At 45.8% G+C, this 26,844-nt stretch carries 24 protein-coding genes; 5 read left to right on the top strand and 19 right to left on the bottom strand.

The window, feature by feature from the left end; all coding sequences use genetic code 11:
• The 17 genes from GW12_RS00310 to ndhC all read right to left on the bottom strand — a co-directional run.
• Positions 1-651 (bottom strand): hypothetical protein (locus GW12_RS00310; RefSeq protein WP_034581915.1); only part of this gene is annotated, 651 nt, incomplete at its 3' end.
• Between the two features lie 109 nt (positions 652-760).
• The gene (locus GW12_RS00305; protein WP_034581914.1) at positions 761-1,339 is read right to left on the bottom strand and encodes a cold shock domain-containing protein; all 579 of its coding nucleotides are present in this window, start codon (positions 1,337-1,339) and stop codon (positions 761-763) included.
• 84 nt (positions 1,340-1,423) lie between these two features.
• Complete coding sequence (locus GW12_RS00300; RefSeq protein WP_034581912.1) at positions 1,424-1,717, bottom strand: cold shock domain-containing protein; 294 nt, start codon at positions 1,715-1,717, stop codon at positions 1,424-1,426.
• Positions 1,718-1,801: 84 nt separating this feature from the next.
• Positions 1,802-2,437 (bottom strand): uracil phosphoribosyltransferase, encoded by a 636-nt coding sequence (gene upp, locus GW12_RS00295; RefSeq protein WP_034581909.1) that lies wholly within the window; start codon positions 2,435-2,437, stop codon positions 1,802-1,804.
• Positions 2,438-2,563: 126 nt separating this feature from the next.
• Complete coding sequence (nuoN, locus tag GW12_RS00290; RefSeq protein ID WP_034581905.1) at positions 2,564-4,108, bottom strand: NADH-quinone oxidoreductase subunit NuoN; 1,545 nt, start codon at positions 4,106-4,108, stop codon at positions 2,564-2,566.
• A 3-nt stretch (positions 4,109-4,111) separates the two neighbouring features.
• Positions 4,112-5,725 carry an NADH-quinone oxidoreductase subunit M gene (gene nuoM / locus GW12_RS00285; RefSeq protein ID WP_034581903.1) on the bottom strand — a complete coding sequence of 538 codons (1,614 nt, stop codon included), beginning with the start codon at positions 5,723-5,725 and terminating at the stop codon, positions 4,112-4,114.
• Position 5,726: 1 nt separating this feature from the next.
• Positions 5,727-7,616, bottom strand: a complete 1,890-nt coding sequence (gene nuoL, locus GW12_RS00280) for an NADH-quinone oxidoreductase subunit L (protein ID WP_034581900.1) — start codon at positions 7,614-7,616, stop codon at positions 5,727-5,729.
• Positions 7,613-7,921 carry an NADH-quinone oxidoreductase subunit NuoK gene (gene nuoK, locus GW12_RS00275; RefSeq protein ID WP_004814693.1) on the bottom strand — a complete coding sequence of 103 codons (309 nt, stop codon included), beginning with the start codon at positions 7,919-7,921 and terminating at the stop codon, positions 7,613-7,615. The genes nuoL and nuoK overlap by 4 nt, the downstream gene beginning before the upstream one ends.
• Positions 7,921-8,439 (bottom strand): NADH-quinone oxidoreductase subunit J, encoded by a 519-nt coding sequence (nuoJ, locus tag GW12_RS00270; protein ID WP_171077636.1) that lies wholly within the window; start codon positions 8,437-8,439, stop codon positions 7,921-7,923. The genes nuoK and nuoJ overlap by 1 nt, the downstream gene beginning before the upstream one ends.
• Positions 8,439-8,981, bottom strand: coding sequence for an NADH-quinone oxidoreductase subunit NuoI (nuoI, locus tag GW12_RS00265; protein ID WP_034581894.1), 543 nt, complete (start codon positions 8,979-8,981; stop codon positions 8,439-8,441). Before nuoI ends, nuoJ begins: the two co-directional genes overlap by 1 nt.
• 18 nt (positions 8,982-8,999) lie before the next feature.
• Entirely contained in the window at positions 9,000-10,010 is a 1,011-nt protein-coding gene (gene nuoH, locus GW12_RS00260; RefSeq protein ID WP_034581890.1) for an NADH-quinone oxidoreductase subunit NuoH, read from the bottom strand.
• Between the two features lie 3 nt (positions 10,011-10,013).
• Complete coding sequence (gene nuoG / locus GW12_RS00255) at positions 10,014-12,698, bottom strand: NADH-quinone oxidoreductase subunit NuoG (RefSeq protein ID WP_034581888.1); 2,685 nt, start codon at positions 12,696-12,698, stop codon at positions 10,014-10,016.
• An 11-nt stretch (positions 12,699-12,709) separates the two neighbouring features.
• Entirely contained in the window at positions 12,710-14,041 is a 1,332-nt protein-coding gene (gene nuoF, locus GW12_RS00250) for an NADH-quinone oxidoreductase subunit NuoF (RefSeq protein WP_034581886.1), read from the bottom strand.
• Positions 14,038-14,547, bottom strand: a complete 510-nt coding sequence (nuoE, locus tag GW12_RS00245; RefSeq protein WP_034581884.1) for an NADH-quinone oxidoreductase subunit NuoE — start codon at positions 14,545-14,547, stop codon at positions 14,038-14,040. Before nuoE ends, nuoF begins: the two co-directional genes overlap by 4 nt.
• Positions 14,548-14,561: 14 nt before the next feature.
• On the bottom strand, positions 14,562-16,349 hold the full coding sequence (gene nuoC, locus GW12_RS00240) for an NADH-quinone oxidoreductase subunit C/D (protein ID WP_034581881.1): 1,788 nt from the start codon (positions 16,347-16,349) through the stop codon (positions 14,562-14,564).
• Between the two features lie 87 nt (positions 16,350-16,436).
• The gene (locus GW12_RS00235; RefSeq protein ID WP_034581878.1) at positions 16,437-17,117 is read right to left on the bottom strand and encodes an NADH-quinone oxidoreductase subunit B family protein; all 681 of its coding nucleotides are present in this window, start codon (positions 17,115-17,117) and stop codon (positions 16,437-16,439) included.
• A 6-nt stretch (positions 17,118-17,123) separates the two neighbouring features.
• Positions 17,124-17,669: an NADH-quinone oxidoreductase subunit A gene (gene ndhC / locus GW12_RS00230; protein WP_034581876.1), complete on the bottom strand. Its 546-nt coding sequence runs from the start codon at positions 17,667-17,669 to the stop codon at positions 17,124-17,126.
• Between the two features lie 400 nt (positions 17,670-18,069).
• Here ndhC and GW12_RS00225 point away from each other — a divergent pair, with 400 nt between their 5' ends.
• On the top strand, positions 18,070-18,426 hold the full coding sequence (locus GW12_RS00225; RefSeq protein WP_034581874.1) for a hypothetical protein: 357 nt from the start codon (positions 18,070-18,072) through the stop codon (positions 18,424-18,426).
• A gap of 102 nt (positions 18,427-18,528) precedes the next feature.
• Here GW12_RS00225 and bfmS read toward each other — a convergent pair whose 3' ends face one another.
• A complete protein-coding gene (bfmS, locus tag GW12_RS00220) occupies positions 18,529-20,193 on the bottom strand; it encodes a sensor histidine kinase BfmS (protein WP_034581872.1) in 1,665 nt (554 codons plus the stop codon).
• A 44-nt stretch (positions 20,194-20,237) separates the two neighbouring features.
• Positions 20,238-20,954 carry a response regulator transcription factor BfmR gene (bfmR, locus tag GW12_RS00215; RefSeq protein ID WP_034581870.1) on the bottom strand — a complete coding sequence of 239 codons (717 nt, stop codon included), beginning with the start codon at positions 20,952-20,954 and terminating at the stop codon, positions 20,238-20,240.
• Positions 20,955-21,513: 559 nt separating this feature from the next.
• Here bfmR and GW12_RS00210 point away from each other — a divergent pair.
• From GW12_RS00210 to GW12_RS00195, 4 genes are all read left to right on the top strand, one after another.
• The gene (locus tag GW12_RS00210; protein WP_034581868.1) at positions 21,514-24,348 is read left to right on the top strand and encodes a ribonucleoside-diphosphate reductase subunit alpha; all 2,835 of its coding nucleotides are present in this window, start codon (positions 21,514-21,516) and stop codon (positions 24,346-24,348) included.
• A 73-nt stretch (positions 24,349-24,421) separates the two neighbouring features.
• On the top strand, positions 24,422-24,628 hold the full coding sequence (locus GW12_RS15815) for a hypothetical protein (protein WP_034581867.1): 207 nt from the start codon (positions 24,422-24,424) through the stop codon (positions 24,626-24,628).
• 142 nt (positions 24,629-24,770) lie between these two features.
• On the top strand, positions 24,771-26,054 hold the full coding sequence (locus GW12_RS00200) for a ribonucleotide-diphosphate reductase subunit beta (RefSeq protein WP_034581859.1): 1,284 nt from the start codon (positions 24,771-24,773) through the stop codon (positions 26,052-26,054).
• 116 nt (positions 26,055-26,170) lie between these two features.
• Positions 26,171-26,647, top strand: coding sequence for a rod shape-determining protein (locus GW12_RS00195; RefSeq protein WP_227504107.1), 477 nt, complete (start codon positions 26,171-26,173; stop codon positions 26,645-26,647).
• Positions 26,648-26,844: the final 197 nt, after the last annotated feature.

Genomic DNA, 26,844 nt, shown 5'->3' with positions numbered 1-26,844 from the left:
TGTGTTCAGCGGACGCTTACGCATTTCGTGGCAATATTTACGCTCATCATATTTAAATCGGCCAGAGGATACCGGTAATAAACCATTCAGTTTATCAATGCCTCGTGTCACAGTATCAGAGCGTTCTCTTACTGTGCCGTAGACTTTAGCATCCAAATTACGTTTTGCTTCTTCAGAAAGACCTCCCTCTTGCAAATCTCCCAAAGCAGCTCGTTGTTGATTAATGGCCTGTTGTTGTTCGCGTTGAAACTGCTCTGCCTTACGTTGTTGATAATTTTGGTAGCTACTTACGCTGGCGTACATAATTAAAGTGATACACAGAATTAGTAAACTTATCGCAGCAATAATGATCTTCTTTTGCCTAGTTTTCGGCTGTTCATAAAAATATATGCGGGCAGCATGTTGTATGCCTTTCAACTTAGCTTTAACACCTTGGGGAGGCTTAATCTCTGGGCGGACAATATCACTGGCATAGATATGTCCCTCATCATCATTAAAAATAAAATTCAGTTTTTCACCCACAGTCGGGGGGATATATCCCGTAGGCAAATCCGCAAGGCAATACAAAATTAAAGGATAACCTTCGACCTGAATATAGCCACATCGCTGTGTAGCGTTATAACTGATAATTTCCCCATCTAACCTTTTCATTGCTTTAATTCATTTTTGCTTTTTTCATGATTTTAATAAAAAAGAGGCAGATTTAAACTGCCCCCTGAAAAATGTATGTTTTAAGTCTAATTTAGAGGACGCTTTTTTATTACCAGCGTGAATCGTTTTCACAAGGAATACCATCACCATCTCCATCCATTTTGGTATTTGGACAGTTACGGATAAACCATTCAGCTTCTTCACGGGAATTCATTTGTGAACAGTGTTGACGCCCATCACAGCTGAAATTCTGCTGTATTTTCGGTTCTTCAACGATACGCTGTACTTCTACTGGCTGCACTCTGCTACTTTGCCAATCCTGATATTTGTTATAAACCGCATAAGCCAAACCAATAATAATCAGCAAACCGATATAAGTGCTAACGCTGCTTTTCTTCTGGTAAGGCTGCTTTCGTTGAATAGTACGTGGCTTATTTTCTAAAGCTCGTGACTGTGGTGTATGTCGGGGAGTTTCTATCTTAATGTCCAATCGAACAATATTATCCGCTTTAAACTTTCCGCCCTCTTCCACTTTTCGAAACTTAAGTTTCTCGCCCACTTTTGGCAGTACATTTTTATTTGGAAAATCTTTAATGTGAAAGAATAAATCTTTGGATTCCCCTTCAATTTCAATAAAACCAAAACCACGATCTTCGTTATACGTTTTGATTTTCCCCTCTAAAAACATAACTCACTCTTTTTGGGATATTTTTGACTATTCTAATAAAAAAGAGGCTCTAAAGCCTCTTCTTGATTGATTTTATTTCTGTACTTAGCGTTTCAGATTCGACAATAATGCCGAAGTAATTGAAGTATTCACTGCCACTGCTTTGGCTTTCTTCGCTTTCTTGGATTTATCCGCCATGCGTTCAATCTTGATGGCTTTGTATCTATCGCCATTTTCAACCACGTTAAATTTTACACGATCATTGCGTTTAGGTTCATTGCCATCTGCCGGGAAATCCGAAATATGGAAAAATACGTCCCCTTCTGGACAGGCAATAAAACCAAAGCCCTTTTCCGGATTATATTGCTTCACTTTACCCTGATATTGTTCGGACTTCATACTCTACCCTACGCTGTCACTGCCATTTATTCAGTATATAAAAAAGAGGCTATAAAAGCCCCTTTTTCTATCCAATGTCAAAAATTAGTCTTTTTGCACTGAACCAAAAATTTTATCGCCCGCATCACCCAGACCTGGAACGATATAGCCATTTTCATTCAGACCGTTGTCAATCGCAGCAGTGAAAATAGTCACGTCTGGGTGTTTCTCTTCTACTTTCTTAATCCCTTCAGGTGCAGCTACCAATACCATCACACGGATATCTTTACAGCCGCTTGCTTTCAATACATCAATCGCAGCAACCAAAGAAGAACCAGTTGCCAGCATTGGATCAATGATCATGGCAATACGGTTTTGCACATCCGGTACCAGTTTTTTATAGTAAGTACGTGCCTGCAAAGTTTCTTCATCACGTTCCAGACCGAGTACAGATACTTTGGCACTTGGAATCAGGTTCAGGAAACCATCCAGCATCCCAATACCGGCACGCAGAATCGGTACAACGGTAATTTTCTTGCCCGCGATACGGCTCACAGTCACCGGGCCATTCCAACCTTCAATTTCATGCTCAACAACAGGAAGATCCTTAGTTGCTTCATAAGTCAAAAGCATGGTCACTTCCTGAGCCAGCTCACGGAAGTTTTTAGTACTGATGTCTGCACGACGAAGTAAACCGAGTTTATGTCGGATTAAAGGATGACGGATTTCATGAATTGCCACGGGAGAACACCTAAAAGGTTGAAGATAAATTGCTGCTTATTATAAAGCGATTTTTCTTTTTGTATAAATAAAAAAGCCCCCAAGATTGGAGGCTTTTTTGTAATAACGATTTAATCTTCCGATTAATTAGTTATAACCGCTCTGTACCAGCGTGAAGATAAACTGTTGCAGCTCAGGTGAAATCGCAAAGAATGCAAATTTTGAAACTGCAATCATTGGATCTGGGTAGATACCCAGGATCAGTACCAGTGCAGCAACTGCCAGCACCATGATACCACCCACTTTTTGGCCCCAATGATTGACTGCGTCAATACGTGGAGTTTCTGGTGGAGTCATGTACAGTACAACCATCACACGCAGGTAGTAGTACAGACCAATACCTGAACCCAAGATGATCATCGCAGCAAGGAACCAAGACTCCCCTGCTACCGCAGTTTTCACAACCAGGAACTTACCGATGAAGCCCGCTGTTAATGGAATACCTGCCAGAGACAGCATCATCACAGTCAATACAGCAGTCAGCACTGGACGGCGCCAGAACAGACCACGGTACTCAGCCAGGCTACCCGCTTCGTCAGTATTGTTATACGGACTAGACATCAGTGTTACCACACCGAATGCACCGATGGTAGTCAGTACATAAGTGATGATATACACGTTCACGCTTTCGAAAGTCGCGAAGCCTTGCATTTGCAGGAAGTCAGAGTTACGTGCAGATACGATTGCAACCAGCACATAACCAAAGTGAGCGATTGAAGAGTATGCCAGGATACGTTTCAGGTTCACCTGTTTTACTGCCAGCAAGTTACCCGCCAGGATTGAAAGCACTGCAAGAATCGTAATGATCGTTACGAAGCTGTCTGCCAAGATTAAACCTGATGACAATACATAACGTACGAACAGACCGAGCATTGCTACTTTCGCTACAGTTGCAAGGAAAGTTGCGATTGGTGCTGGAGAACCTGCATAAACGTCAGGCGTCCATTTGTGGAATGGCGCTAAAGACAGTTTGAAACCAACAGCAAATACGATCAGTGCAAGACCGATGACTACAGCTGGTTGGCTGAATGCAGTGAACATTTTGCCTGGTTCAGCAGCGAAGTTCAGAGAACCTGTGTACGCATAGATGTATGCCATACCCATCAGCAGCATTGCAGATGCAGTTGCTGAAAGAACAAGGTATTTCACACCTGCTTCAAGCGATTGAGAACGTTGATGTGTGTACGCCAATAAGCCGTAAACAGGAATCGACATAAGCTCAAGGCTGATAAAGAACGAAGCATAGTGAGTGCTTGCCACCATCAGCATTGCACCCGCAACAGAACACAGCATCAGGATGTAGAGTTCTTCGCGGTTGTCTTTATAAGTTTCAATGTACGCATGTGACAGTGTGCTACACGCCAGTGCAGCAATCAGAATCACAAACTGGTACAGCATCGTAAATGGATCTACGATGAACAGGTTCATCACGTTAGCTGGAGCAAACTTGCCAGCCAACAGGACGAAAATCATAAATAACGCAGCAAGGTTTAAACCAATCACTGACGTAGTCGCAACCAGGTTATGGTTACGCTTGATTGCTGTCACCAGCATTGCAACAACCGCGGTCAATGCCACGATCATCACAGGTGCTAGGGGCATAAGCTCAGAAAAAGACATTGTGAAGTTCATGGCTTATTGGATCTCCACATTTTCAGCTGAAACGGCAGCTTGCTGCACAGCATCAGCTGCTTCTTGAACAGGAATGTAGCTATTTGCTAACCACGCCATGCTTGAGTTGGAAACGTCAAGGAAGCTTTGTGGGTATAGACCAAGCCATACTAGACCAAGCGCACAGATCAACAGGATCACTACTTCACGCGCATTCAAGTCTTTCAGCGGGTTGCTGTAGTGAGCTTTTTGCTCTTCGTTTGGTACACCAAACAGTGATTTGTGGATCAGGATCAGACCGTACAGACCAGCAAATACCAGGCTGATTGCGGCAATGATCGTGAACACAGGGTATTTACCAAATGAACCCATCAGGATCAGGAATTCACCGATGAAGTTACCCAGACCAGGGATGCCAACCAGTGCTGCTACGAAGAACATCAGGAAGAATGCCAGGTATGGGAACTGACCACGCATACCACCCATCAGACGCATGTCACGCGTATGAACACGTTCGTACACCTGACCACACATGATGAACAGTGCAGCAGAAGACAGACCGTGAGCCAGCATCATGATCATCAGACCTTGGTAAGTCAGTACGTTACCTGCATAAAGCGCAAGCAGGACAAAGCCCATGTGCGAAATAGAAGTGTACGCAAGCAGACGTTTCATGTCTGTTTGCTGGAATGCACACCATGCACCGTAGAAGATACCGACCAGACCCAGAATGATCGCGATGTCTGCAAACTGAGCAGAAGCCGCCGGGAAGAATGGCATTACGAAGCGTAGCAGACCGTACGCCGCTGTTTTAATCAGGATACCTGCAAGGTCGACAGAACCCGCTGTAGGTGCCTGAGCGTGCGCATCTGGTAACCAGCCGTGTAAGGGGAAGACTGGAAGTTTTACCGCAAAACCGATGAACATACATACCATGAAGGCATACGCTAATGCTGGAACTTGCGTATCCAGAGCATTCGCAACACCCATCAGGAAGTTATAGTCAAAGCGGATTTCGCCAGACATTGAGTAACCAGCAATTACCAGCCCCAGGATACCAATCAACATCACCAGACCAGCAACCTGTGTATAAATAAAGAACTTGGTTGCTGCGTAAACGCGAGACTTACCAGAAGCACCTTTATGACCCCACAGTGCGATCAGGAAGTAGATTGGAACCAGCATCATCTCCCAGAAGAAGAAGAACAGGAACAGGTCAATCGCCAGGAATACGCCGATCACGCCACCCAAAGACCATAGAAGGTTCAGGTGGAAGAAACCCACGTTTTTCTGAATCTCACCCCATGAACAGCCCACTGCCAAAACACCAAGCAATGCAGTCAAGCCGACCATCAGTAAAGATAAACCATCCACCGCTAAGTGAATGTTAATGCCCAGGGTTTGAATCCAAGGCAATTTAAACTCAGCAGCCCACGATGGCGTGTTGCCGCCTAATTCATAAACATAAGTGCCGTTCTGCCAAAGAACCACGGTAAGAACCAGGGTCACCAGCATACCGACCAGTGCGATATAACGCGGTAAGTGTTGGTCGAGTTTATCGACCAACCAGCATACAAAACCTGCAATGAACGGAATGAGGATCAGAGCCGGCAAAATCATGTTATTTGGAGCTTCCATTTTATTTCCCCACTACCTGAATCACGAGCAAGATCATCAGTAGGACAATCGTACCGAGCCCCATACTTGATGCATATTCACGCAGTGAACCTGTTTGACGTGAGCTGGTAAAGCTGTGACCGCCTTTCACAAGGGCTGGCAGTACAAGCCATAGACCGTCAATTGGATCACGACCGAACAATTTCGCGAAGAATAAATAAGGCTTCACAAAGATGATGTCATACAGTGCATCGAAACCCAGTGCATTGCGACAGATGTTCGCAAGACCGGCACCTAAAGAAGTACGGGCAAAAGATTTCACAGCGTTGTAAGCAAAAGCAAACAGCACTACGCCAACTGCCAGACCTGCAAGCGCGATACCCACTGCAGTGTATTCTGCAGTATGCATGCCATGCTCAAGTGCTTCAGAGATTTCAAATGCAGGGATTTTCGCTGCATTCAGGATGCTTTCTACAGGTGCTTTAAGCGCTGCACCGACGAAAGTAGAAAGAACTGCAAGAATCGCCAAAGGACCCCAGTAAGTCACACCCTTGATTTCGTGGTAAGGCGTATTTTCTTTACCGAAGAATACTACCCAGATCAGACGGAAGGTATAGATTGAAGTCAGGAACGCACCGACAACACCAGTCCAGTACAGGCAGTTATACACTGCAACTTCCTGGCCTTGTGCCCAAACTGCACCAAGGATTGCATCTTTTGAGAAGAAGCCCACAGTGATGAATGGAATTGCAGCCAGCGCACCGCCACCAATCGCGAAACATGCGAACAGGAATTTGTTCTTGTAGAACAATCCGCCCATCTTGAAGATGTTTTGTTCGTGATGGTAAGCCAGAATCACCGCACCAGAAGACAAGAACAATAATGCCTTGAAGAATGCGTGAGTCAGCATGTGGAAAAGACCCGCCTGGTAAGCTTCAGCACCAACCGCCATAAACATATAGCCCAGCTGACTCATGGTTGAGTAAGCCAGAATACGTTTGATGTCGGTTTGTACCAGAGCCGCAAAACCAGCCACCAGCAATGTCACCGCACCAGTAATCGAGATGAACATCATCACTTCAGGTGCAAGTTCAAATACGGTGAACAGACGGCAGCACAGGTAAACACCTGCTGTAACCATTGTTGCAGCGTGGATCAGTGCAGACACTGGTGTAGGACCAGCCATCGCATCTGCCAACCAGGTTTGCAGTGGAATCTGTGCAGATTTACCAGCAGCACCCAGGAACAACAGCAATGCAGTCCAGATAGTCAGTGAAGAGCTTTGAGTCATCACGTTCGCAGCATTTTCTACGATGTACTGAGTATTCAGCGTACCGAATTGCTGGAAGATCAGGAACATTGCGATCAGCAGGAATACGTCACCGACACGAGTTACAGTAAACGCTTTGATTGCAGCGAAACCGTTGTTCGGATTTTCGTAGTAGTAACCGATCAGCAGGTAAGAACACAGACCTACACCTTCCCAGCCCAGGAATAACAACGCCAGGTTGTCGCCCAGAACCAGCAGCAACATGCTCGCAACGAACAGGTTGAAGTAAGAGAAGAAACGTGCGAAGTCTTCTTCACCGCGCATGTACCATGACGCAAAAATGTGAATCAGGAAACCTACACCTGTGATCATGCCTGTCATTAATAAAGACAGACCATCCAGATGCAGGCTGATGCCTGGTTCCAGATTACCAGCACTGAACCAGGTCCACAGGTGCTGTACTTGAGCAACTGAACCATTATTTACAAAGTCCATAGCTGCGATCAGTGCAAATAATGCAGACAGACCAACCGCACCCACACCAATAATGGCGGCTACAGGTTCAGGAAGCTTGTTACGCCCTGCCGCTAACAATACAAAACCGATTAGCGGGAATAAAATTGTTAAATATAAATAACTCATCCGCGCATCTCACTAGCAGCATCCACATCCAGGTGATGGAAGCGATGATAGAACTGAAGGACGATCGCAAGACCAATACACGCCTCTGCCGCAGCCAACGTCAGAATAAAGATGAACATGATCTGACCATCTGGCTGTGCCCAGGCACTGCCCGCCAGGACGAACGCTAAAGCAGCAGCGTTCATCATGATTTCAAGGCTCATTAGAATAAATAGCAGGTTGCGTCGCACCATTACACCGTAAAAACCCAGTGCAAAAAGAATGGATGCAACGATCAAACCATGCTCTAAAGGGATGTTGCCCATTATTTATTGTCCTCTTCTGCACCTGGTTCACGTTTGCCAAGATGGTAAGCCGCAACAAGTGCGCCTAACAGTAACATCGCAGCAACTTCTACCAATAATAAGTACTGTGTAAAGAGCGCTTGACCAACTGCCTTAGGACCCACGATTTCTGTGCCCATCACTGCAGCTGATTGTGTGTAATCAGATTTAAGTACCCATACCAGGACCAAACCGATCAGGAAGCTCATCAAAGCCGGGTAAGCCCAAGCCGATGAAGTCAACCATTTACGCTCCTGTGCAACCGTTTGTTCACCCAGGTTCAACATCATGACAACGAAGACAAACAGAACCATGATCGCACCCGCATAAACGATGATCTCAAGAGCACCGGCGAACGGCGCTCCTACGATCATGAAAATGCCAGCGACTGCCAACAGTGAAACAATCAGACTCAATAAAGCATGTACCGGGTTCGCGTTGGTCACAACTCGAACCGTAGAGACGATGGCCACAAGCGCCATCAGATAAAACGGCCACATCATGGTAATAGACTCCGTACATCAACAGGCGCACTTTCACGCTGTGCTTGACCTTTATCTTTACCAGCGACAGCCATACCTGTTACACGGTAGAAGTTATAGTCAGGATATTTACCAGGACCAGAAATCAGCAAGTGTTCTTTTTCATAGACTAGGTCTTGACGAACATATTCACTGAGTTCGAAATCTGGTGTCATTTGAATCGCAGTTGTCGGACATGCCTCTTCACACATACCGCAGAAAATGCAGCGTGAAAAGTTGATGCGGAAGAATTCTGGGTACCAGCGGCCATCTTCTTTTTCTGCTTTTTGCAGAGAGATACAGCCAACCGGACACGCAACCGCACACAGGTTACATGCTACACAACGCTCTTCGCCATCTGGGTCACGCGTCAATACGATACGACCACGGAAACGTGGTGGCACGATTTCCTCGGCTGGTACTTCTGGGTACAAGATGGTGTCACGTTTGCGCGTTGCATGGGTAAAGACCATGAACAATGTACGAACGATTGACCCGAATCCAGCTAGAAATTTAAACATTTTGTTCTCCCTGCTGTCTTAGGCCTGATTCATCAGAATCACAGCACCAGTCACCAAAAGGTTAACCAACGCCAATGGCAAGCAAATTTTCCAACCGAAGTTCATCACCTGGTCGTAACGTGGACGCATTAAAGAACCACGTGCCAGCACGAACATCATTACAAAGAATGCTGTTTTGATAATGAACCAGAATGCTGGTGGAAGGAAATCAAGACCGAACGGTGCTAACCAGCCACCGAAGAATAGAGTTACGATCAGTGCAGAGATCAGAACCACGTTCACGTATTCTGCAACGAAGAACATACCCCATTTCATACCGCCGTACTCGACGTGGTAACCTTCAGCCAGTTCCTGTTCCGCTTCTGGTTGGTCAAATGGGTGACGGTGAGTTACCGCTACGCCCGCAACCACGAAGATCAGGAAGCCAAGGAACTGAGGAATCACAAACCATACGCCCTGTTGTGCTTCTACGATTTCACGCATGTTGAATGAGCCAGCGATTGCCACTACACCCATCAGCGAGATGCCGAGGAACACTTCATAAGAAATTGTTTGCGCTGCAGAACGCAGACCACCGAGCAATGCGTATTTGTTGTTAGAAGACCAACCACCAAATAACACTGCGTAAACTGCAATACCCGCCATTGCCATAAAGAACAGCAGGCCGATGCTCATGTCTGCTACACCTAAGTAAGGTGAAACAGGAATAACCATGAACGACAGCACTGCAGTTGCCATTGCAACTGCTGGTGCCATACGGAAAGTCAGTTTGTCTGCGAATTTTGGTGTCCAGTCTTCCTTGAACATGATTTTCAGCATGTCGGCAACGATCTGGAAGATACCACCAGGACCTACACGGTTAGGACCGTAACGGTCCTGCCATAGACCAAGCAAACGACGTTCAATGAACGACATCAATGCAGCGATCAATACCACAACAAGCAAGATCACGATCGCTTGCAGAACTGAATAGGCAATCGGCCAGTTTTCAGCCCACAGCGGCGTTTGACGGATTAATTCTTGTTCCATGAATTACACTCCTACCGCGACTGAAACAGGCTCTGCAAGAGATACCGTCGGTGCTAGACCAATTGGGTAACCAATATAACCTGTTGGTAAATATTCAATCACCTGTACTGGCAGAACGATTTCATTGTCGCCTGCTTTCACAGTGATCTTCTGACCGTCCTGAACGTTCAGGCGAGCTGCATCCTGTTCACCCAGTGCAAATACTGGCTCAGGAATACGAGATTCCATTGCAGGAGTTTTAATCGTGAACTCACCAGATGCAAAGATGTGATGCATTGGTACCAGACGGAAGCTTTCAGCGTTCACAAGTACTGGTGCTGGAGCAACGAAAGTACGCGCTGGACGTTTTGGTAACAGGTCGAACAGACGGATACCAGAATCACCACCTTTCAGATGACCGCCCACTTTATCCTGGAACTTGTTCCAAGCTTGTGGAGAGTTCCAGCCCGCTGACCATGCAAATGGAACCAGTGGAGATGGAGTCTGGTCACCGACATAACCTTCCATAGAGAATGTTAATGCAGTGTCTTGGTCTGTTGGCTGTTTAGGCTCATGTACAGACAGTGGTGCACGCATTGCAGTACGGCCAGAGTAACGACGTGGTTCACGTGCCACTTTCAGACCATGTACGCGGAAGCCCGCATCTGGTGCAACATCTTGAATCGCTTCAAGCGCAGGTACATTTTTCGCAACAGATTCGATGACATCATCAAGAACAGTCCAAGAAATCACTTTGCCTTTCACACCAGTTTCAATGGCATGTAACCAGCGCCAAGATTCTTTGATCGCAAGTTCTGGGTTGTAGTAGCTTGGGTCATACACTTGGTAGAAACGTTGTGCACGGCCTTCCTGAGACACGACAGTACCGTCACCTTCAGCGAATGAAGCCGCAGAAAGAACGATATTGGCTTTCTTCACTGTTTCAGTTTCAGAATGATCAAGCACGATCACGTCTTTCGCTTTCGCCAGTGCAGCATCAACTTGAGCCGCTGGTAAACGACGGTATAGGTCATTTTCAACGATCACAACAGTGTCGTAGTCTTGCGCAAATGCTTGCTCAAGACTGTTACCACCGAAGATTGCCAGACCCATTGAGTTCACTTCAGGAACGGTCAGGGTCAGACCTGCATTTTCACCCAGGTTTTGCGCTACTTGTGCAGCCGCTTCCATGATCGCAGCGTCTTGCAGGCTAGTACCAGAAATCACCAGTGGTTTCTTCGCAGCTTTCAGTGTATCGGCGATGGTTTGCGCGAATGCTTTCGCATCATCGTCAAGACCAGTGATCGCTTCACCTTTCACGCCAGCAGCAATTGCGAAACCTAAACGCGCGATGTCGTTTGGAGATGCAACAACTTCACCAGTTGCCACGTCAGCTAAACGGGTTTGAGTCGCAGCCAGGATGTAAATCGGAGATTTTGCATCTTGACCAATACGTTGTACAGGTTCAGCCAGCCAGTCTGGAGTACGGCGTTCTGCAGCCATTTCTTTGGCTTTGTTTTTCGCAGCCTGACGTACAGACAGTGCCATACGTGGAGCAGTTTGAGTCAGGTCTTCACCTAGAATCAGAACCGCATCGTAGCTTTCAATTTCACGCATACCTGGGTTGTAAACACCTTCGGTTTGCATGATAGACGCAGCCAGTTCAACCAGGTTCTGCTCTTTCTGAGACATACCAGTTGAGTAGTTGTCTTGACCTACCAGCTCACGCAATGCGTAGTTAGTTTCCAGTGATGCACGTGGAGAACCGATACCCAGCACTTTTTTGCCCTGGATTTTCGCGATTACGGTATCCAGTGCGGTATCAACAGAAACTGTTTCTACATTCGTACCAGTACGGAACTGTGGCTGACGAGGACGGTCCGCACGGTTTACGTAACCAGTACCGAAACGGCCTTTATCGCACAGGAAGTATTGGTTAACGTCACCATTGAAACGGTTTTCTACACGACGCAGTTCACCATAACGTTCACCCGGAGAGATGTTACAACCAGAAGAACAGCCATGACATACGCTAGGCGCATACTGCATGTCCCATTTACGGTTATAGCGTTCTGAGTGTGTCTTATCGGTGAATACACCTGTAGGACATACTTCAGTCAGGTTACCAGAGAATTCAGATTCCAAAGTGCCTGATTCTGGACGACCGAAGTACACACGTGATGCATTAGCATACACGCCGAAGTCAGTACCGCCAGCATAGTCTTTGTAGTAACGAACACAACGGTAGCACGCGATACAACGGTTCATCTCGTGCGCAATGAACGAACCAAGTTCTTGGTTGTAGTGCGTACGTTTAGTGAAGCGGTAACGACGACGGTCGTGTTGTGTCATCACGGTCATATCTTGTAAATGACAATGACCACCCTCTTCACAGACTGGACAGTCGTGCGGGTGGTTGGTCATCAAGAATTCAACAACAGAAGCACGGAAATCTTTCGCTTCTTTGTCTTCGATCGAGATGTAGGTATTGTCAGCAGCCGGAGTCATACATGACATGACCAAACGACCACGCGTATCTTCTGGATTCGCGTATTGAGTCACAGCACATTGACGGCAAGAGCCGACAGAACCTAAGGATGGATGCCAACAAAAGTATGGGATGTCGATGCCAAGACTCAAACATGCTTGTAGCAGGTTCTCTGAGCCGTTGACTTCATACGATTTTCCATCGACATGAATTGTAGCCATAGTCGAATTCCTTAAGCTTGTTCTACGTTGCGGGTTTGAGCTGCAGCATTCGCCACTTTCGCTTCAAATTCGCCACGGAAATGTTTGAGTGCGCCCATTAACGGTTCCATCGCACCTGGTGCGTGAGCACAGAAAGTCTTACCAATCCAGAGCTTACGAGTAAGTTCTTGCAAGTGGTCGATATCTTCTTTCTGACCAGTACCATCTTCAAGTGCTTTAAGCGCTTTAACCGCCCAAGGTAAACCATCACGGCAAGGTGTACACCAGCCACATGATTCACGCGCAAAGAATTCTTCTAGGTTACGAACTGCTGAAACCATACATTGGGTTTCATCAACGACCATGAGCAGACAGGTACCCAGACGAGAACCCGCTTTCATGATGTTTTCCGCATCCATAGGCAGGTCGATGTGTTCAGCTGTCAGGAAGTCAGTTGATGCACCACCTGGTAACCATGCTTTCAGCTTCAGGCCGTCACGCATACCACCCGCGTGTTCTTCAATTACTTCACGTGCAGTTGTACCGAATGGCAGTTCCCATAAACCCGGGAATTTCACCTTACCTGAAGCACCATAGATTTTTGTACCAGGATCTTTCGATTTACCTGCAGACAGGCCGATGTACCATTCTGGACCGCGCAGCATGATTGCTGGCAAGTTGTTGTAGGTCTCTACGTTGTTGACAATCGTAGGACGACCCCAAGCACCTGCAACCTGCGGGAATGGCGGTTTAGTACGTGGGTTTGCACGGCGACCTTCAAGCGAGTTAATCAATGCAGTTTCTTCACCACAGATATAACGGCCCGCACCGGTGTGCACGTGTAATTCAAAGTTCCAGCCAGAACCTAAAATGTTTTCGCCCAGGTAACCTTTGGCACGGATCTGCTCAAGCGCTTCGTTCAGGTACTTCGCCGCTTCGATGTATTCGCCACGGATGAAGATATAACCTTGAGTTGCTTCAAGGGTATAACCTGCGATCAGCATACCTTCGATCAGCTGGTGAGGAAGTTTTTCCATCAACAGACGGTCTTTGAAGGTACCTGGTTCCATCTCATCGGCATTACAAATCAGGTAACGTGGACCTGAGTTGTCATTTGGTGCCATCAGTGACCATTTGATACCCGCCGGGAAGCCTGCACCACCACGACCTTTTACAGTTGCGGCTTTAATGACTTCAAGCACGTCTTTCGGTGGCATAGAGATCGCTTTTTTAAAGCCTTCATAGCCTTCTAAAGCTTCGTAATCGTCTACGCTACGTACAGCATCTTGTTTGCTCAAACGCCAGGTCAGTGGATGAGTTTCTGGATTACCGTCGCCATAAATTGGTTTTGGTTCAGTATTCATACATACTTCTCCAATAACTGTTTAATTGAGGTCACTTCAACCAGACCATGAGTATCTTCATCAATCATCAAAGTAGGACCTTTGTCACAGTTACCTAAGCAGCAGATTGGCAGCAAAGTGAAACGACCATCAGCGGTTGTTTGACCAAACGAAATCCCCAATTCACGCTGAAAAGCTTCTGCTAAAGTTTCCGCACCCATTAAGAAGCACGCAATTGAGTCACACAGTAAAATTACGTGACGACCCACTGGCTGACGGTAAATACGGTTATAGAAAGTGGCAACACCTTCTAAATCCGCCACGCTCATGCTCAACATTTGTGCAATTGCATTTAACTGCGCATCGTCAATCCAGCCATTGCGGCGTTGTACACATTTCAGCGCATCAAGACACGCTGCACGTGGGTACGGATAGTGGCCAATGTGATGTTCAATTTCATGGATTTCTTCCGAAGTCAAAATCCCTTCAACATTCACACGTGGCTTTTTATCAGTCAAAATCATCATAAAGCGTTTACCCCTTAGCGATCCACGTCAGCCATTACGACGTCAATTGTCGCTAAATAAATGATTAAGTCAGACATGAGACTGCCGTTAATCACGGAAGGCATTTGCTGCAAGTGTGTGAAGGTTGGTGTACGGATACGGGTACGGTAACTCATGGTTGACTTGTCTGAAGTCAGGTAATAAGTCGATGCCCCTTTCACCACTTCTGCCATAACAGAAGCTTCGCCTGCAGGCATTACAGGACCCCATGAAACGCTCAAGAAGTGCGTAATCAAGGTTTCAATGTCTTGTAAAGTCTTGTCTTTTGGTGGTGGAACAGCCAGTGGGTGATCCGCTTTGTGAGGACCAGATGGCATGTTGTCCAGACACTGCTTGATGATCTTCAGTGACTGCTCGATTTCACGGAAGTGAACGATGACACGTGCATACGCATCACCTTCATACTCTACCGGCACTTCGAAGTCATAGTTTTCATAGCCACTGTATGGACGGTATTTACGTACGTCAAAGTCAATACCTGTCGCACGTAGACCAGTACCTGTTACACCCCAAGCCAATGCAGATTTCGCATCGTATTGCGCAACATTACGGGTACGGCCGATAAATACTGAGTTTTTCAGTGCCGCAGTGTAGTACTCGTTCAGACGTTTAGGCATCCAATCCAGCAGTTCACGCACCAATTTTTCCCAGCCATTAGGCAGGTCGTGTGCCGTACCACCAATACGGAACCATGCTGGATGCATACGGTAACCGGTGATCGCTTCCACGATGTCATACACTTTCTGACGGTCAGCGAACATATAGAATACTGGGGTCATACCGCCGGCATCCTGAATCGCAGTACCGATGTACAGCAAGTGGTTATTGATACGGAACAGTTCCGACATCATGACACGGATACATTGCGCACGTTCTGGCACGGTAATACCAGCCATTTGTTCCACGCCCATCACATAAGGCATGTTTTGCGCACAACCACCTAAGTAGTCGACACGGTCAGTATAAGGAATGAAAGAGTGCCAGGTTTGACGCTCAGCCATTTTTTCCACACCACGATGGTGATAGCCGATATCAGGTACACAGTCTTTAATTTCTTCACCGTCCATCTGTAAAATCACACGGAACGCACCGTGCGCAGATGGGTGGTTAGGACCCAGGTTCAGGAACATAAAGTCTTCGTCGGCTGTGCCGCGTTTCATGCCCCAGTCTTCAGGTACGAAACGCAGGTGTTCCTGTTCGTAGTCCTGTTTCGCCTGGTTCTGACGGTACGGTGTATATTCAGTCGCACGTGCAGAATATTCTTTACGAAGCGGGTGACCTTCCCAGTATGTTGGCAACAAGATACGACGGAGCATTGGGTGCCCTTCGAAGTTGATGCCGAACATATCGTAGGCTTCACGTTCGTACCAGTTGGCATTTGGCCAGATGTTGGTTGCTGTCGGGATGTTAAGATCATCCTCGCTCAAGGCAACTTTAATACGGATGTCCGTATTACGTTCTAGCGACAACAGGTGATAGAACACTGTGAAGTCAGACGCAGGTAAACCGTCGCGGTGCGTACGCAGACGCTCATCTACCGCTGACAGGTCGAACAACATCACGTATGGACGTGACACTGTACGCAAGAACATTAAAACGTCTTGTACACGTGCGCGCTCAACCCAAACTGTCGGGAAATCCTCGAAAGTTGTTTGCACGTAGAAGTTCTCACCAAACTTGTTATTGAGCTCTTCTACAATTGCAAATGCAGGGCGGGAATCAACTAGAGTTGATTCTGGCATAGCAATGTCAGTTTCAGCCATTGGCTTGGCTTCCTATTTAATACAAATTCAGTCAACCTAAACGACAATTACACCCAAACCGGGTGCATCAAAAAAGTGTCGTCTAAATTATTTAATTTCATCCATTGAGCGAAGATTTTTCACAGCAATACGCTGTTCTTTCTTACGGTCACGTTCTGGCATCATCTTTGGCTTATACACTGGCTGAAGATCATCACCGATTACCGCAGAAAGTGGACGGCGCTCAAGTTGAATCTGGTCTTGCAATAGCATGAGTGCTTGGATCAGAGCTTCAGGACGTGGCGGGCAACCCGGAATGTACACATCCACTGGAATAATTTTGTCCACACCTTGTACAACTGAATAGATGTCGTACATACCACCTGAGTTGGCACACGCACCCATGGAAATCACCCATTTTGGCTCAAGCATTTGTTCATACAAACGCTGAATTACCGGGGCCATTTTCACGAAGCAGGTACCTGCCACAATCATCAAGTCCGCCTGACGAGGTGAAGCACGGATAACCTCGGCACCGAAACGTGACAAGTCATGCACACCGGTCAAGGTGGTTGCATACTCTACGTAACAGCAAGATGTACCAAAGTTAAACGGCCAAACTGAGTTCTTACGACCCCAGTTTACTGCTGTATGTAGCACGTCCTCTAGGCGAGTCATGAATACATTCTTATTCACTTCTTCTTGCAGAAGCGGATCGTCTACAACGATACGTTCCTGAAGCGGATATTCGTCAGCATTCGGATTCGCACGGGTTAATGTGTATTTCATCCCGGGTTACTCCTTATCAGATGATGGAGCCGGTGAACGTTTCACACGACCAGATGATTGAGCTGGGATTTGACCAGTTGGGTCTGCTACTAATTCTTCAATTGAGTTGAAGCGAGTAATTTCGGCAAGGTCCATATTTGGTGAACCTGCTTTAAAGACTTTACCAGCGGCTTTACGCTTGTCTGTAGGAGACCAGTTCAGGGCACCCACTTTCACTGCATAAACCAATGCAATTAACAGGTCGACCACAAAAATGACTACAGTCGTAAAACCGAACCACCCTGCCTCACGCACTGAAGTAGACCATGCATAGAGATAAAGTGCTTCAATATCAAAAACAACGAAGAAAATCGCAACTAAATAGAACTTTGCAGACAAGCGGATACGTGCTCCACCTGCGCTGACTACGCCTGACTCAAACTGCTCCTGCTTGGCACGGCCCCATGATTTACCCCCGAGGAGTAATGGGACAGTGAGCATAAAGACGCATAAAAATGTAACGCCGATCACGAAGGCAATAATTGCCCAATCGTATGGAGTAATGGCACTCATGCGGGGATAACTCCTGGCAGGCCGATTTATTAACAAAGAATGTATGTATTGGCCTTCAAATACACCAAACACAAAATTAATCCCGCCAATTGTACCTGATTTTGGATTTCACTTGCTAGCTTATAAGGCTTAGTCTTTTGGATGATTTTTTAGACAAACGCTGGTTTTTTCTGGGTTCTATTGCCCAGATAACCAACTAATCGCTTAAACACATCAAAAACAAAAAATTCATTATTTTTCCAATTCAGTTTAATTCAGAGGAGAACTCTTGCTACTGAAGCATAGTTAGACCGGGTCAATTGTGTATTTTTTGCAACCACTTAACAGTATAGCTTCATCCTCTGCAGGCTTTATGCTATCAGTATAAAGAGCTTGATAATGAAGAATAAGGATGAAATATATGAGTCTAAAGTTTACCCATGAACCTGCGTATTTTCTCTATGCCCAATTATTTATCCGACATCTTGAAAACTATATTGAAAAATATCCAGGTGAACTAAATCCCACCCTAAACTTGCAAAAAGTTTATGAGCTTTTCGGCAAAGACTTTGCCTCTGCTTCAATGAATCTGGAAGGCATTTTAAATATTGCAGACGAATACCGCGTAGAAACCCTGCATGGCGACCAGAAACTCATTAAAGGACGTAGCGTCGATGGAAAATACAATAATTTGATACTCAACCTAAATTCAGAAGCAGTGAAAAGCTTGCGTGAAGGCAAGCCGGTAATTGAACCGGATGCAAAAACACACGAATAAGCCCATCCATAAAAAGTAATCTGGTTTAAAAGTTCTCCATAAAAAAACGATGCTTGATGCATCGTTTTTTTATTATCAGCAAGTTTTAACTTTACCGAGTCACTAGGAACTAGTCTGTTCTTTAATACCTTCTTCAGCTTTATAACGAGACTTTTTCTTAAAGCGTTGAGCTGGCCAAGACATAGTAAAGCGCGCGCCACCCAAACGTGGACTTTCATCGACTTCAATCTTGCCACCAAACCAGAATGCAATCCGGCTGACAATTGATAAGCCCAGACCATAGCCACCCGAGGCCCGGGTACGACTGTCATCCAAACGAGAGAAAGCCTCAAACACACGTTTACGGTCTTCCGGCGGAATCCCCGGCCCATCATCCTCCACACAGATATAAGCCTGTTTGTTGGCATCAACACCGCCACTGATAATGATTTTCTCATCACAGTAACGTACTGCATTGCCGACCAGGTTCTGTACCACACGATGTAGATAACGACGCTCTGCTTCCACTTCCAGATCCATTGGCACCTGATACAGTTCGATCTGCTTACCGGTTTTCAGCGCTTCGGTTTCAGTTGCCACCTGTTCCAGTACATCACGTAGGTTCACCCGCTCAAAGTCTAGTGACGGCGTACCTTGCTCCAGCTTGGCATAGGTCATGATTTCATCAATTAGCTTGTTCAGTGCTTCGATGTCTTTATCGATCTGTTCCATCTGCTGCTGGCGGTATTCATAGTCATCCTCATCCACCAGCATTTCTAGGGCAAAACGGATCCGTGCTACCGGTGTACGTAATTCATGCGAAACCGCACGCATCAATTCGCGCTGTGCCTCAATTAGACGCTGTATATGATCCGACATGGCGTTATAGCTAGATGCCAGCAAGGCCATTTCATCCTTACCATCAATTGCCAGACGCACTGACATATTTCCGGATTTCATCTTATTCAGCGCATAGCTGACTTCGCGCAGTTTGCGTTGCATTGGTACTAACAGCCCGTAAACACCCAGACTCAGCACAAACATACTCAATAAGGTAATACCTGCTGCGAGCTGGAATGGCATCCAGTTGAACAGCGGCACCGGCCCCATCACCAGCACTTCAGAGACTGAGCTTGGAATTGGCGAAACAATCGAAATGGTAGTGCCACGAATGGTGGCGCTGTCACGATACAGAATAATGCTGTGATCCAGACGCAGACGCCCGATCTGCTCGGAGTCTAATGGCAGACTTTGCACATCCTGAATGGTGATCGGATAAGAGAAATAATCCTGGATTTTGGCCAGATACTGTTTTTCCTGGCCCGGGTAATAGACCAGATAATCCAGAATAAAGACCGGCAGCGCCTTCATCTGGCGCTCGGTAATATTGTCGGCTTTGATATAAAGAAAGTGATCCGGGTCATCCCGTAGACCAATGACAATATAAGCCACTGAAGTCTGCGCATCCCAGCGCACCACAGCCTTGCGCTGCTCAATGCGGCGTTTTTCCGCCCGGGTCAGATCAACTTTTTCTGCTTCGACATAGTAAATCGGCAATTCCAGCAGGTCTGAAGCATCCGAAATCCAGTCCAGCTTCTGCTGCATATTCGGCTGACGTGCCACCCCCTCACTCATGATATAGGCCATACCATCCGTCAGGGACTCACGATATACCTGCGCCCGCTGGTAGTTAATGATTTGTACCAACAGATAGCCGAACAGGGTCACCAGGAGTACCAGAATGACCAGTCCTGCATAGATACGCAAAAATATATTGTGCTTGAACACTTATAAGCTTTCCCGCTTATTCAGCCTAGGAATGGCATGTACAATTACATGCCATTGGTTTCCTTAACGAACAGATAACCTTTACTACGAACTGTCTTGATACGTTTAGGGTTTTCCGGATCATCACCAATTTTTGGACGGATACGTGAGATACGCACGTCAATTGAACGGTCCTGGCCATCATATTCGATGCCACGTAGACGTTCAAAAATGTCTTCGCGCGACAGGATACGGCCAGCATTCGATGCAAGCAACCACAACAGGTCATATTCTGCACTGGTGAAGTCCACCAGCTCACCATTTAAGGTCACCGAACGACCACCGTTGTCGATAACCAGATCATCAAATTCGATGCGCTGAGCAACTTCATCCTCAGCTACTTTATCGGTACGGCGTAACAAGGCACGGATACGTGCCAGCAGGACACGCGGCTGAACCGGTTTCGCGACATAATCGTCAGCGCCCATTTCCAGACCGAGTACCTGATCCATGTCTTCGGTACGTGCAGTCAGCATCAGAATTGGCTGATGATAATGTGGGCGCACTTCACGGCAAATGGTCAAGCCATCTGCGCCTGGCAGCATCACATCCAGTACAACCAAGTCTGGCTGCTCGGCAATAATGCGACGAATCGCACGGTTACCATCTGGCTCTACCCCTACCTCAAGCCCGTTACGAATTAGATATTCTTGAGTTAAACGAGCAAGACGCTCATCATCTTCCACAATTAGAATTTTGGGTAACTTTTCTTCTTGGCTCATATATTGTGCACCTTTATATTCGATGGGCGTATCCCTTAGAAATCTGATAGATACGAGTGATATAGCAAGCAATATACACACGTTTACATTGTAAACAAGGTGCCGTTCACCAAACTGATACATCAAAGTTGCATTTTGTAATATTTCTTTGCAGATATTTCTGATACCGACATTTTTTATACATTAGTCACTTTTTGTATCAAGCTAGCCCCACCGTTCATCTGGATAAAAATTGGCTTTTAATTTGCTTTAACAAAGTTATCCACAATGTTATCTATAAGCACTTTTTGCCAGTCTTGTTATGCTATGCCTTGCCAGATAAGGCCTGCACAAAGATGATAAAAATAAGGATTTTTTCAAGAGAAAAGCTCGAGCTTTTTCATCAAAACATTTATTAAAATGTCAATATTGATCTACCCTAAATTTTCCCGTATCTTGTGCTCAATTAATCCTTAAACCACTAGGTATTGTGTTTATTCCTCAAACACTGTGGCATGAATTTTGCCCGGTTCAAACGGTCCATAAACATAAAAATAGATGACAATGGAGCTATGCTAAAATGAGCGTAATCACGTCAACCCCTGGTCAACTGCAGGTGATTAAACGCACCGGTGATGTTGCCCCTTTCAATGCAGAAAAAATTTCTGTCGCAATTGGTAAGGCTTTCCTGGCAGTTGAAGGCCAGCAAAGCGCTGACTCGAGCCGTATCCATGACCGCATCGAGCAACTGACGGAAATGGTATTAAACACATTTAAACGTCGCTTACCTTCAGGTGGTACCATTCACATTGAAGAAATCCAGGATCAGGTTGAACTTGCGCTTATGCGTACTGGTGAACAGAAAGTTGCTCGCGCCTACGTCATCTATCGCGAACAACGTGCTGAAGCTCGTAAGCAGTTAAATGCCAATCATCACCCTACACTGCAAATTACCGATGCAGAAGGTAAATTAAAACCGCTGGACCTGAGCGAACTGACTGCGAATATCACCAAAGCAGCAGAAGGCCTGGAAGGCATCGACGTTCAGGCGATTGTCGATGAGACCGTGAAAAACCTGTACAACGGCGTAAAAGAGTCTGACATCGCGACTACCATGATGATGGCGACGCGTACCCGTATCGAACAGGAACCAAACTATACTTATGTAACTGCACGTTTACTACGTAACGAGCTGGTTGCAACAGGTCTGGAATTCCTAGGCTTGCCTGCAGATACTGCTGAAGGCGATGCGTTGGAAACCTTCCTGAAAAAAGGTGTGGAATTAGAACTTCTTTCACCAGAATTATTGAATTTTGACCTAGCGAAACTGTCTGCAGCGATCAAACCAGAACGCTCTAACCAGTTTACTTACCTAGGTCTGCAAACCTTATTCGACCGTTACTTCATCCACTCTGATGGCGTACGTTTCGAATTACCACAATTATTCTTCATGCGTGTGTCTATGGGTCTTGCCCTGAATGAAGACAACCGTGAAGAGCGTGCCATCGAATTCTACGACCTGCTGTCTAGCTTCGATTACATGGCATCAACGCCTACTCTGTTCAACTCAGGTACGCTTCGTCCACAGCTGTCTAGCTGCTACTTAACAACAATTGCCGATGACCTGTACAACATCTATGGCGCTATGCGTGACAACGCAATGCTGTCTAAATGGGCTGGCGGTTTAGGTAATGATTGGACTCCAGTTCGCGCCCTGAACTCTTACATCAAGGGTACTAACGGTAAATCTCAAGGTGTAGTTCCATTCCTGAAAGTTGCCAACGATACTGCAGTTGCGGTTAACCAAGGTGGTAAACGTAAAGGTGCGGTGTGTGCTTACTTAGAAACTTGGCACCTGGACATCGAAGAATTCCTGGAACTGCGTAAAAACACGGGTGACGACCGTCGTCGTACCCATGACATGAACACTGCGAACTGGGTTCCTGACCTGTTCATGCAACGTGTATTTGAAGATGCTGAATGGACCCTGTTCACGCCTTCTGAAACGCCTGACCTGCACGACCTGACTGGTAGCGCATTTGCAGAACGTTATGCTTACTACGAAAGCATTGCCAAAGAACAAAATCTGCTGCACAAAAAAGTACGTGCAAAAGACTTATGGCGCAAAATGCTGTCTATGCTGTTCGAAACAGGTCACCCTTGGATCACATTCAAAGACGTATGTAACCTGCGTTCACCACAACAACACGTGGGTGTAGTTCACTCATCTAACCTGTGTACAGAAATTACCCTGAACACCAATCAGGATGAAATCGCGGTATGTAACCTGGGTTCTATTAACCTGGTGCAACACGTACAAGGCGGCAAACTGGATCGCGAAAAACTGGCGCGTACCATCAAAACTGCTGTACGTATGCTCGATAACGTGATCGATATCAACTACTACGCAGTACCACAAGCACGTAATTCAAACCTGAAACACCGCCCAGTCGGTATGGGTATCATGGGCTTCCAGGATGCACTATACGAAATGGGCATTGCTTACGGTTCTGATGCAGCGGTTGATTTCGCTGACGAATCGATGGAAGTGATTTCTTACTATGCAATTCAAACTTCAAGTGATCTTGCAGTTGAACGTGGTACTTATGAAACTTTCAAAGGTTCACTCTGGGATCAAGGCATTCTACCTATTGACTCTCTGGACATCGTTGCGAAATCTCGCCCAGAACGTATGTTCGAAGTAGACCGTACGACTCGTCTGGATTGGGACACTTTACGTGCCAAAGTTCAGAAAGACGGTATGCGTAACTCAAACGTGATGGCGATCGCTCCGACTGCAACGATTTCGAACATCTGTGGTGTTTCTCAATCTATCGAGCCAACATTCCAGAACTTGTATGTGAAATCTAACCTGTCTGGTGAATTCACTGTGATCAACCCATACCTGGTACGTGCATTGAAAGAACGTGGTCTTTGGGATGCGGTAATGGTCAATGACCTGAAACATTTCGAAGGTTCTGTACAGAAGATCGCACGTATTCCTGAAGAACTAAAAGCTATTTTCGCGACTGCGTTCGAAGTTGAACCACGTTGGATCGTAGATGCTGCTTCTCGTCGTCAAAAATGGATCGACCAGGCGCAATCTCTGAACCTGTACATCGCAGGTGCAAACGGTAAGAAACTGGACATCACTTACAAGATGGCTTGGTTACGTGGTCTGAAAACGACTTATTACCTACGTGCATTAGGCGCAACTTCTGCTGAGAAATCAACAATTAATACTGGTGCACTGAACGCAGTTAAACCTGCAACTGTTGCGGCACCTGTTGCTGCAGCACCAGTGGTTGAAGAGAAGAAACCAGAAGTTCCTGCAGAGGAAGAAGGTTTCACTCAAGCAGCACCAGTGCCTCAAGCATGTTCAATTGACAACCCAGACTGTGAGGCTTGTCAGTAATCTGACGGGTTTCTAAGAATCCCCCTAAATCCCCCTTTTGCAAAGGGGGACTTCCAAAAATCAGAATAGGTTGATGGAAGCCCCTCCTTTCATAAAGGAGGGGTTTGGGGAGGATTTAAAAGAAATTAGAAAAATTAAAGGAAAATCCACCATGCCTCCAATGACCCACAACTATATGTTAGGACTGGTAGCCCTGGTTGTTTCCTTTGTTCTTACCTTTTATTTGCCGATCGCCTACTTCTGGATGAAGGCACATAAAACGCGTAAGCAAAATAAGTAGTGGGGATATTCGCTCTTCCTAATAAAACTAGAGCAATCATCGACAAAACTTAATTTTGCTTACACAAATTGAGCGTATAGTAAGACATCTCAGCGTTGCTGGATGTCTAATAAAAGATATAAGCATCGAAGAGAGAATTGATATGTCTATCCTAAGTTGGGACGATTTCGAAGATGATTCGCAAAAACCGGCTGCACCTGAACACCAGTCTGCGCCCGTCGAACCGAAAAAAACGGCTAATCCGCAAGTGGTATCTGATGCACAGCAACCACAGAAGAGTGTGGCAACTGCACAACCCGCTGCAACCCCTAGAAGCACATCAACAAATTCAGCCGATCCGTTGGCTCGAGCATCTAACGCCTTAAATCATTTAGACGTTGCGCCTGGTCTTGAAGAACTTGAGATGGGCGCTCAACGTGTACAAGTTGACGACAAACGCATGATCAACTGTCGTGCCGATTTGAACCAGCTTGTACCATTCAAATACGAATGGGCTTGGCAGAAATATCTGGACGGTTGTGCCAACCACTGGATGCCACAAGAAATCAACATGAACCACGATATCGCACTTTGGAAGTCTGAAGATGGCTTGACCGAAGACGAGCGTACTATCGTAATGCGTTCACTTGGTTTCTTCTCGACTGCTGACTCACTGGTAGCGAACAACCTGGTACTGGCGATCTACCGTCACATTACCAACCCGGAATGCCGTCAATACATTCTGCGTCAGTCTTTTGAAGAAGCAATTCACACTCACGCTTATCAATACTGTATCGAATCTTTGGGTATGGACGAAGGCGAAGTCTTCAACATGTACCGCGAAGTTCCAGCAGTTGCACGTAAAGCAGCTTGGGGCCTGAAATATACTCAGTCTTTAAGTGATCCTACTTTCAAAACTGGTACACCGGAAAACGACCAGATTTTGCTGCGCAACCTGATCGCATTCTATTGCGTACTTGAAGGTATTTTCTTCTACTGCGGTTTCACACAAATTCTGTCTATGGGTCGTCGTAACAAGATGAACGGTGTTGCTGAGCAGTTCCAGTACATTCTGCGTGATGAGTCTATGCACCTGAACTTCGGTATCGACATGATCAACCAGATCAAGATCGAGAACCCGCACTTGTGGACTCCTGAGTTCCAGCAAGAAGTAATTCAGATGATCCTTGAAGGTACCATGCTTGAAATCGAATATGCTCGTGACACCATGCCACGTGGTGTATTGGGTATGAATGCAGGCATGATGGAAGAATACCTGAAATTCATCTGTAACCGTCGTCTGAGCCAGCTTGGCTTGCCTGAACAGTTCACTGGTGTGACTAACCCATTCCAGTGGATGTCAGAAATGATGGACCTGCGTAAAGAGAAGAACTTCTTCGAAACTCGCGTAACAGACTACCAAACTGGTGGTGCGTTAAGCTGGTAATCGAAAGATTCTAAAAAATCCCGTCTTAATGGCGGGATTTTTTATTTGATAAGAAATATTTAAATTCAAATAAATATAGCTATAATCAAATTAAAATCAAAAACTTAAATATTAGAATGACAAATAATACGCTTCAGCAAAAGCTACAGGAATTTCAAAAAGCTATATGGGTGCAGATGTACCGTGATCGCATGCAGATTCTTAATCATCAAGGACAAGTAGAACATACGATTTTACCTATTCAGAAATATGATCATACCCGAACAATTCTTGCTAATTTTGAGGCCGCTGAAATGACATTGAAGCAGTTAATCAAAATGAAAAAATTGCCATGGTATGACCGTACCCCTATTTTACTTTTACAAGTCAAAGAAAATCTGGAAGATGGCATTACTTTTGTAGAAAATCGAGCATTACGTGAGCTTGGCTATAATGCTGGTGGTCGAGAAGTGCTTATTTTTGATCATCAAGGGCAATGGTTAAATACTGAAAAACAGCCGAAACAGTCCGCTTTTATTAACCCTGTTTATAGTAATGTGATTTTAATCATTGTGATTGGCCTGATTCTGTTAGCAGCAATATTTCTGAATTAAGCCCAATTTATTCAATAATAAACCACCTAATAAAAAGTATATTATGCCTAATACAACTCCTTTATTTAGCTGTCGCTATCTTCCTCTCTCTTGGGTTACAGGGATGGGGTTTATCGCCATCGTGATGACACTTTTGCAATTTAAACAAGCTGAATTTACAGATCTGTTCAGTCTGAAGAATGTAAGCGTCCGCTGAA

The organism is Acinetobacter sp. HR7, assembly GCF_000773685.1.
Classification (GTDB): Bacteria; Pseudomonadota; Gammaproteobacteria; order Pseudomonadales; family Moraxellaceae; genus Acinetobacter; species Acinetobacter thermotolerans.
This window is presented reverse-complemented; position numbering and strand designations above follow the sequence as displayed.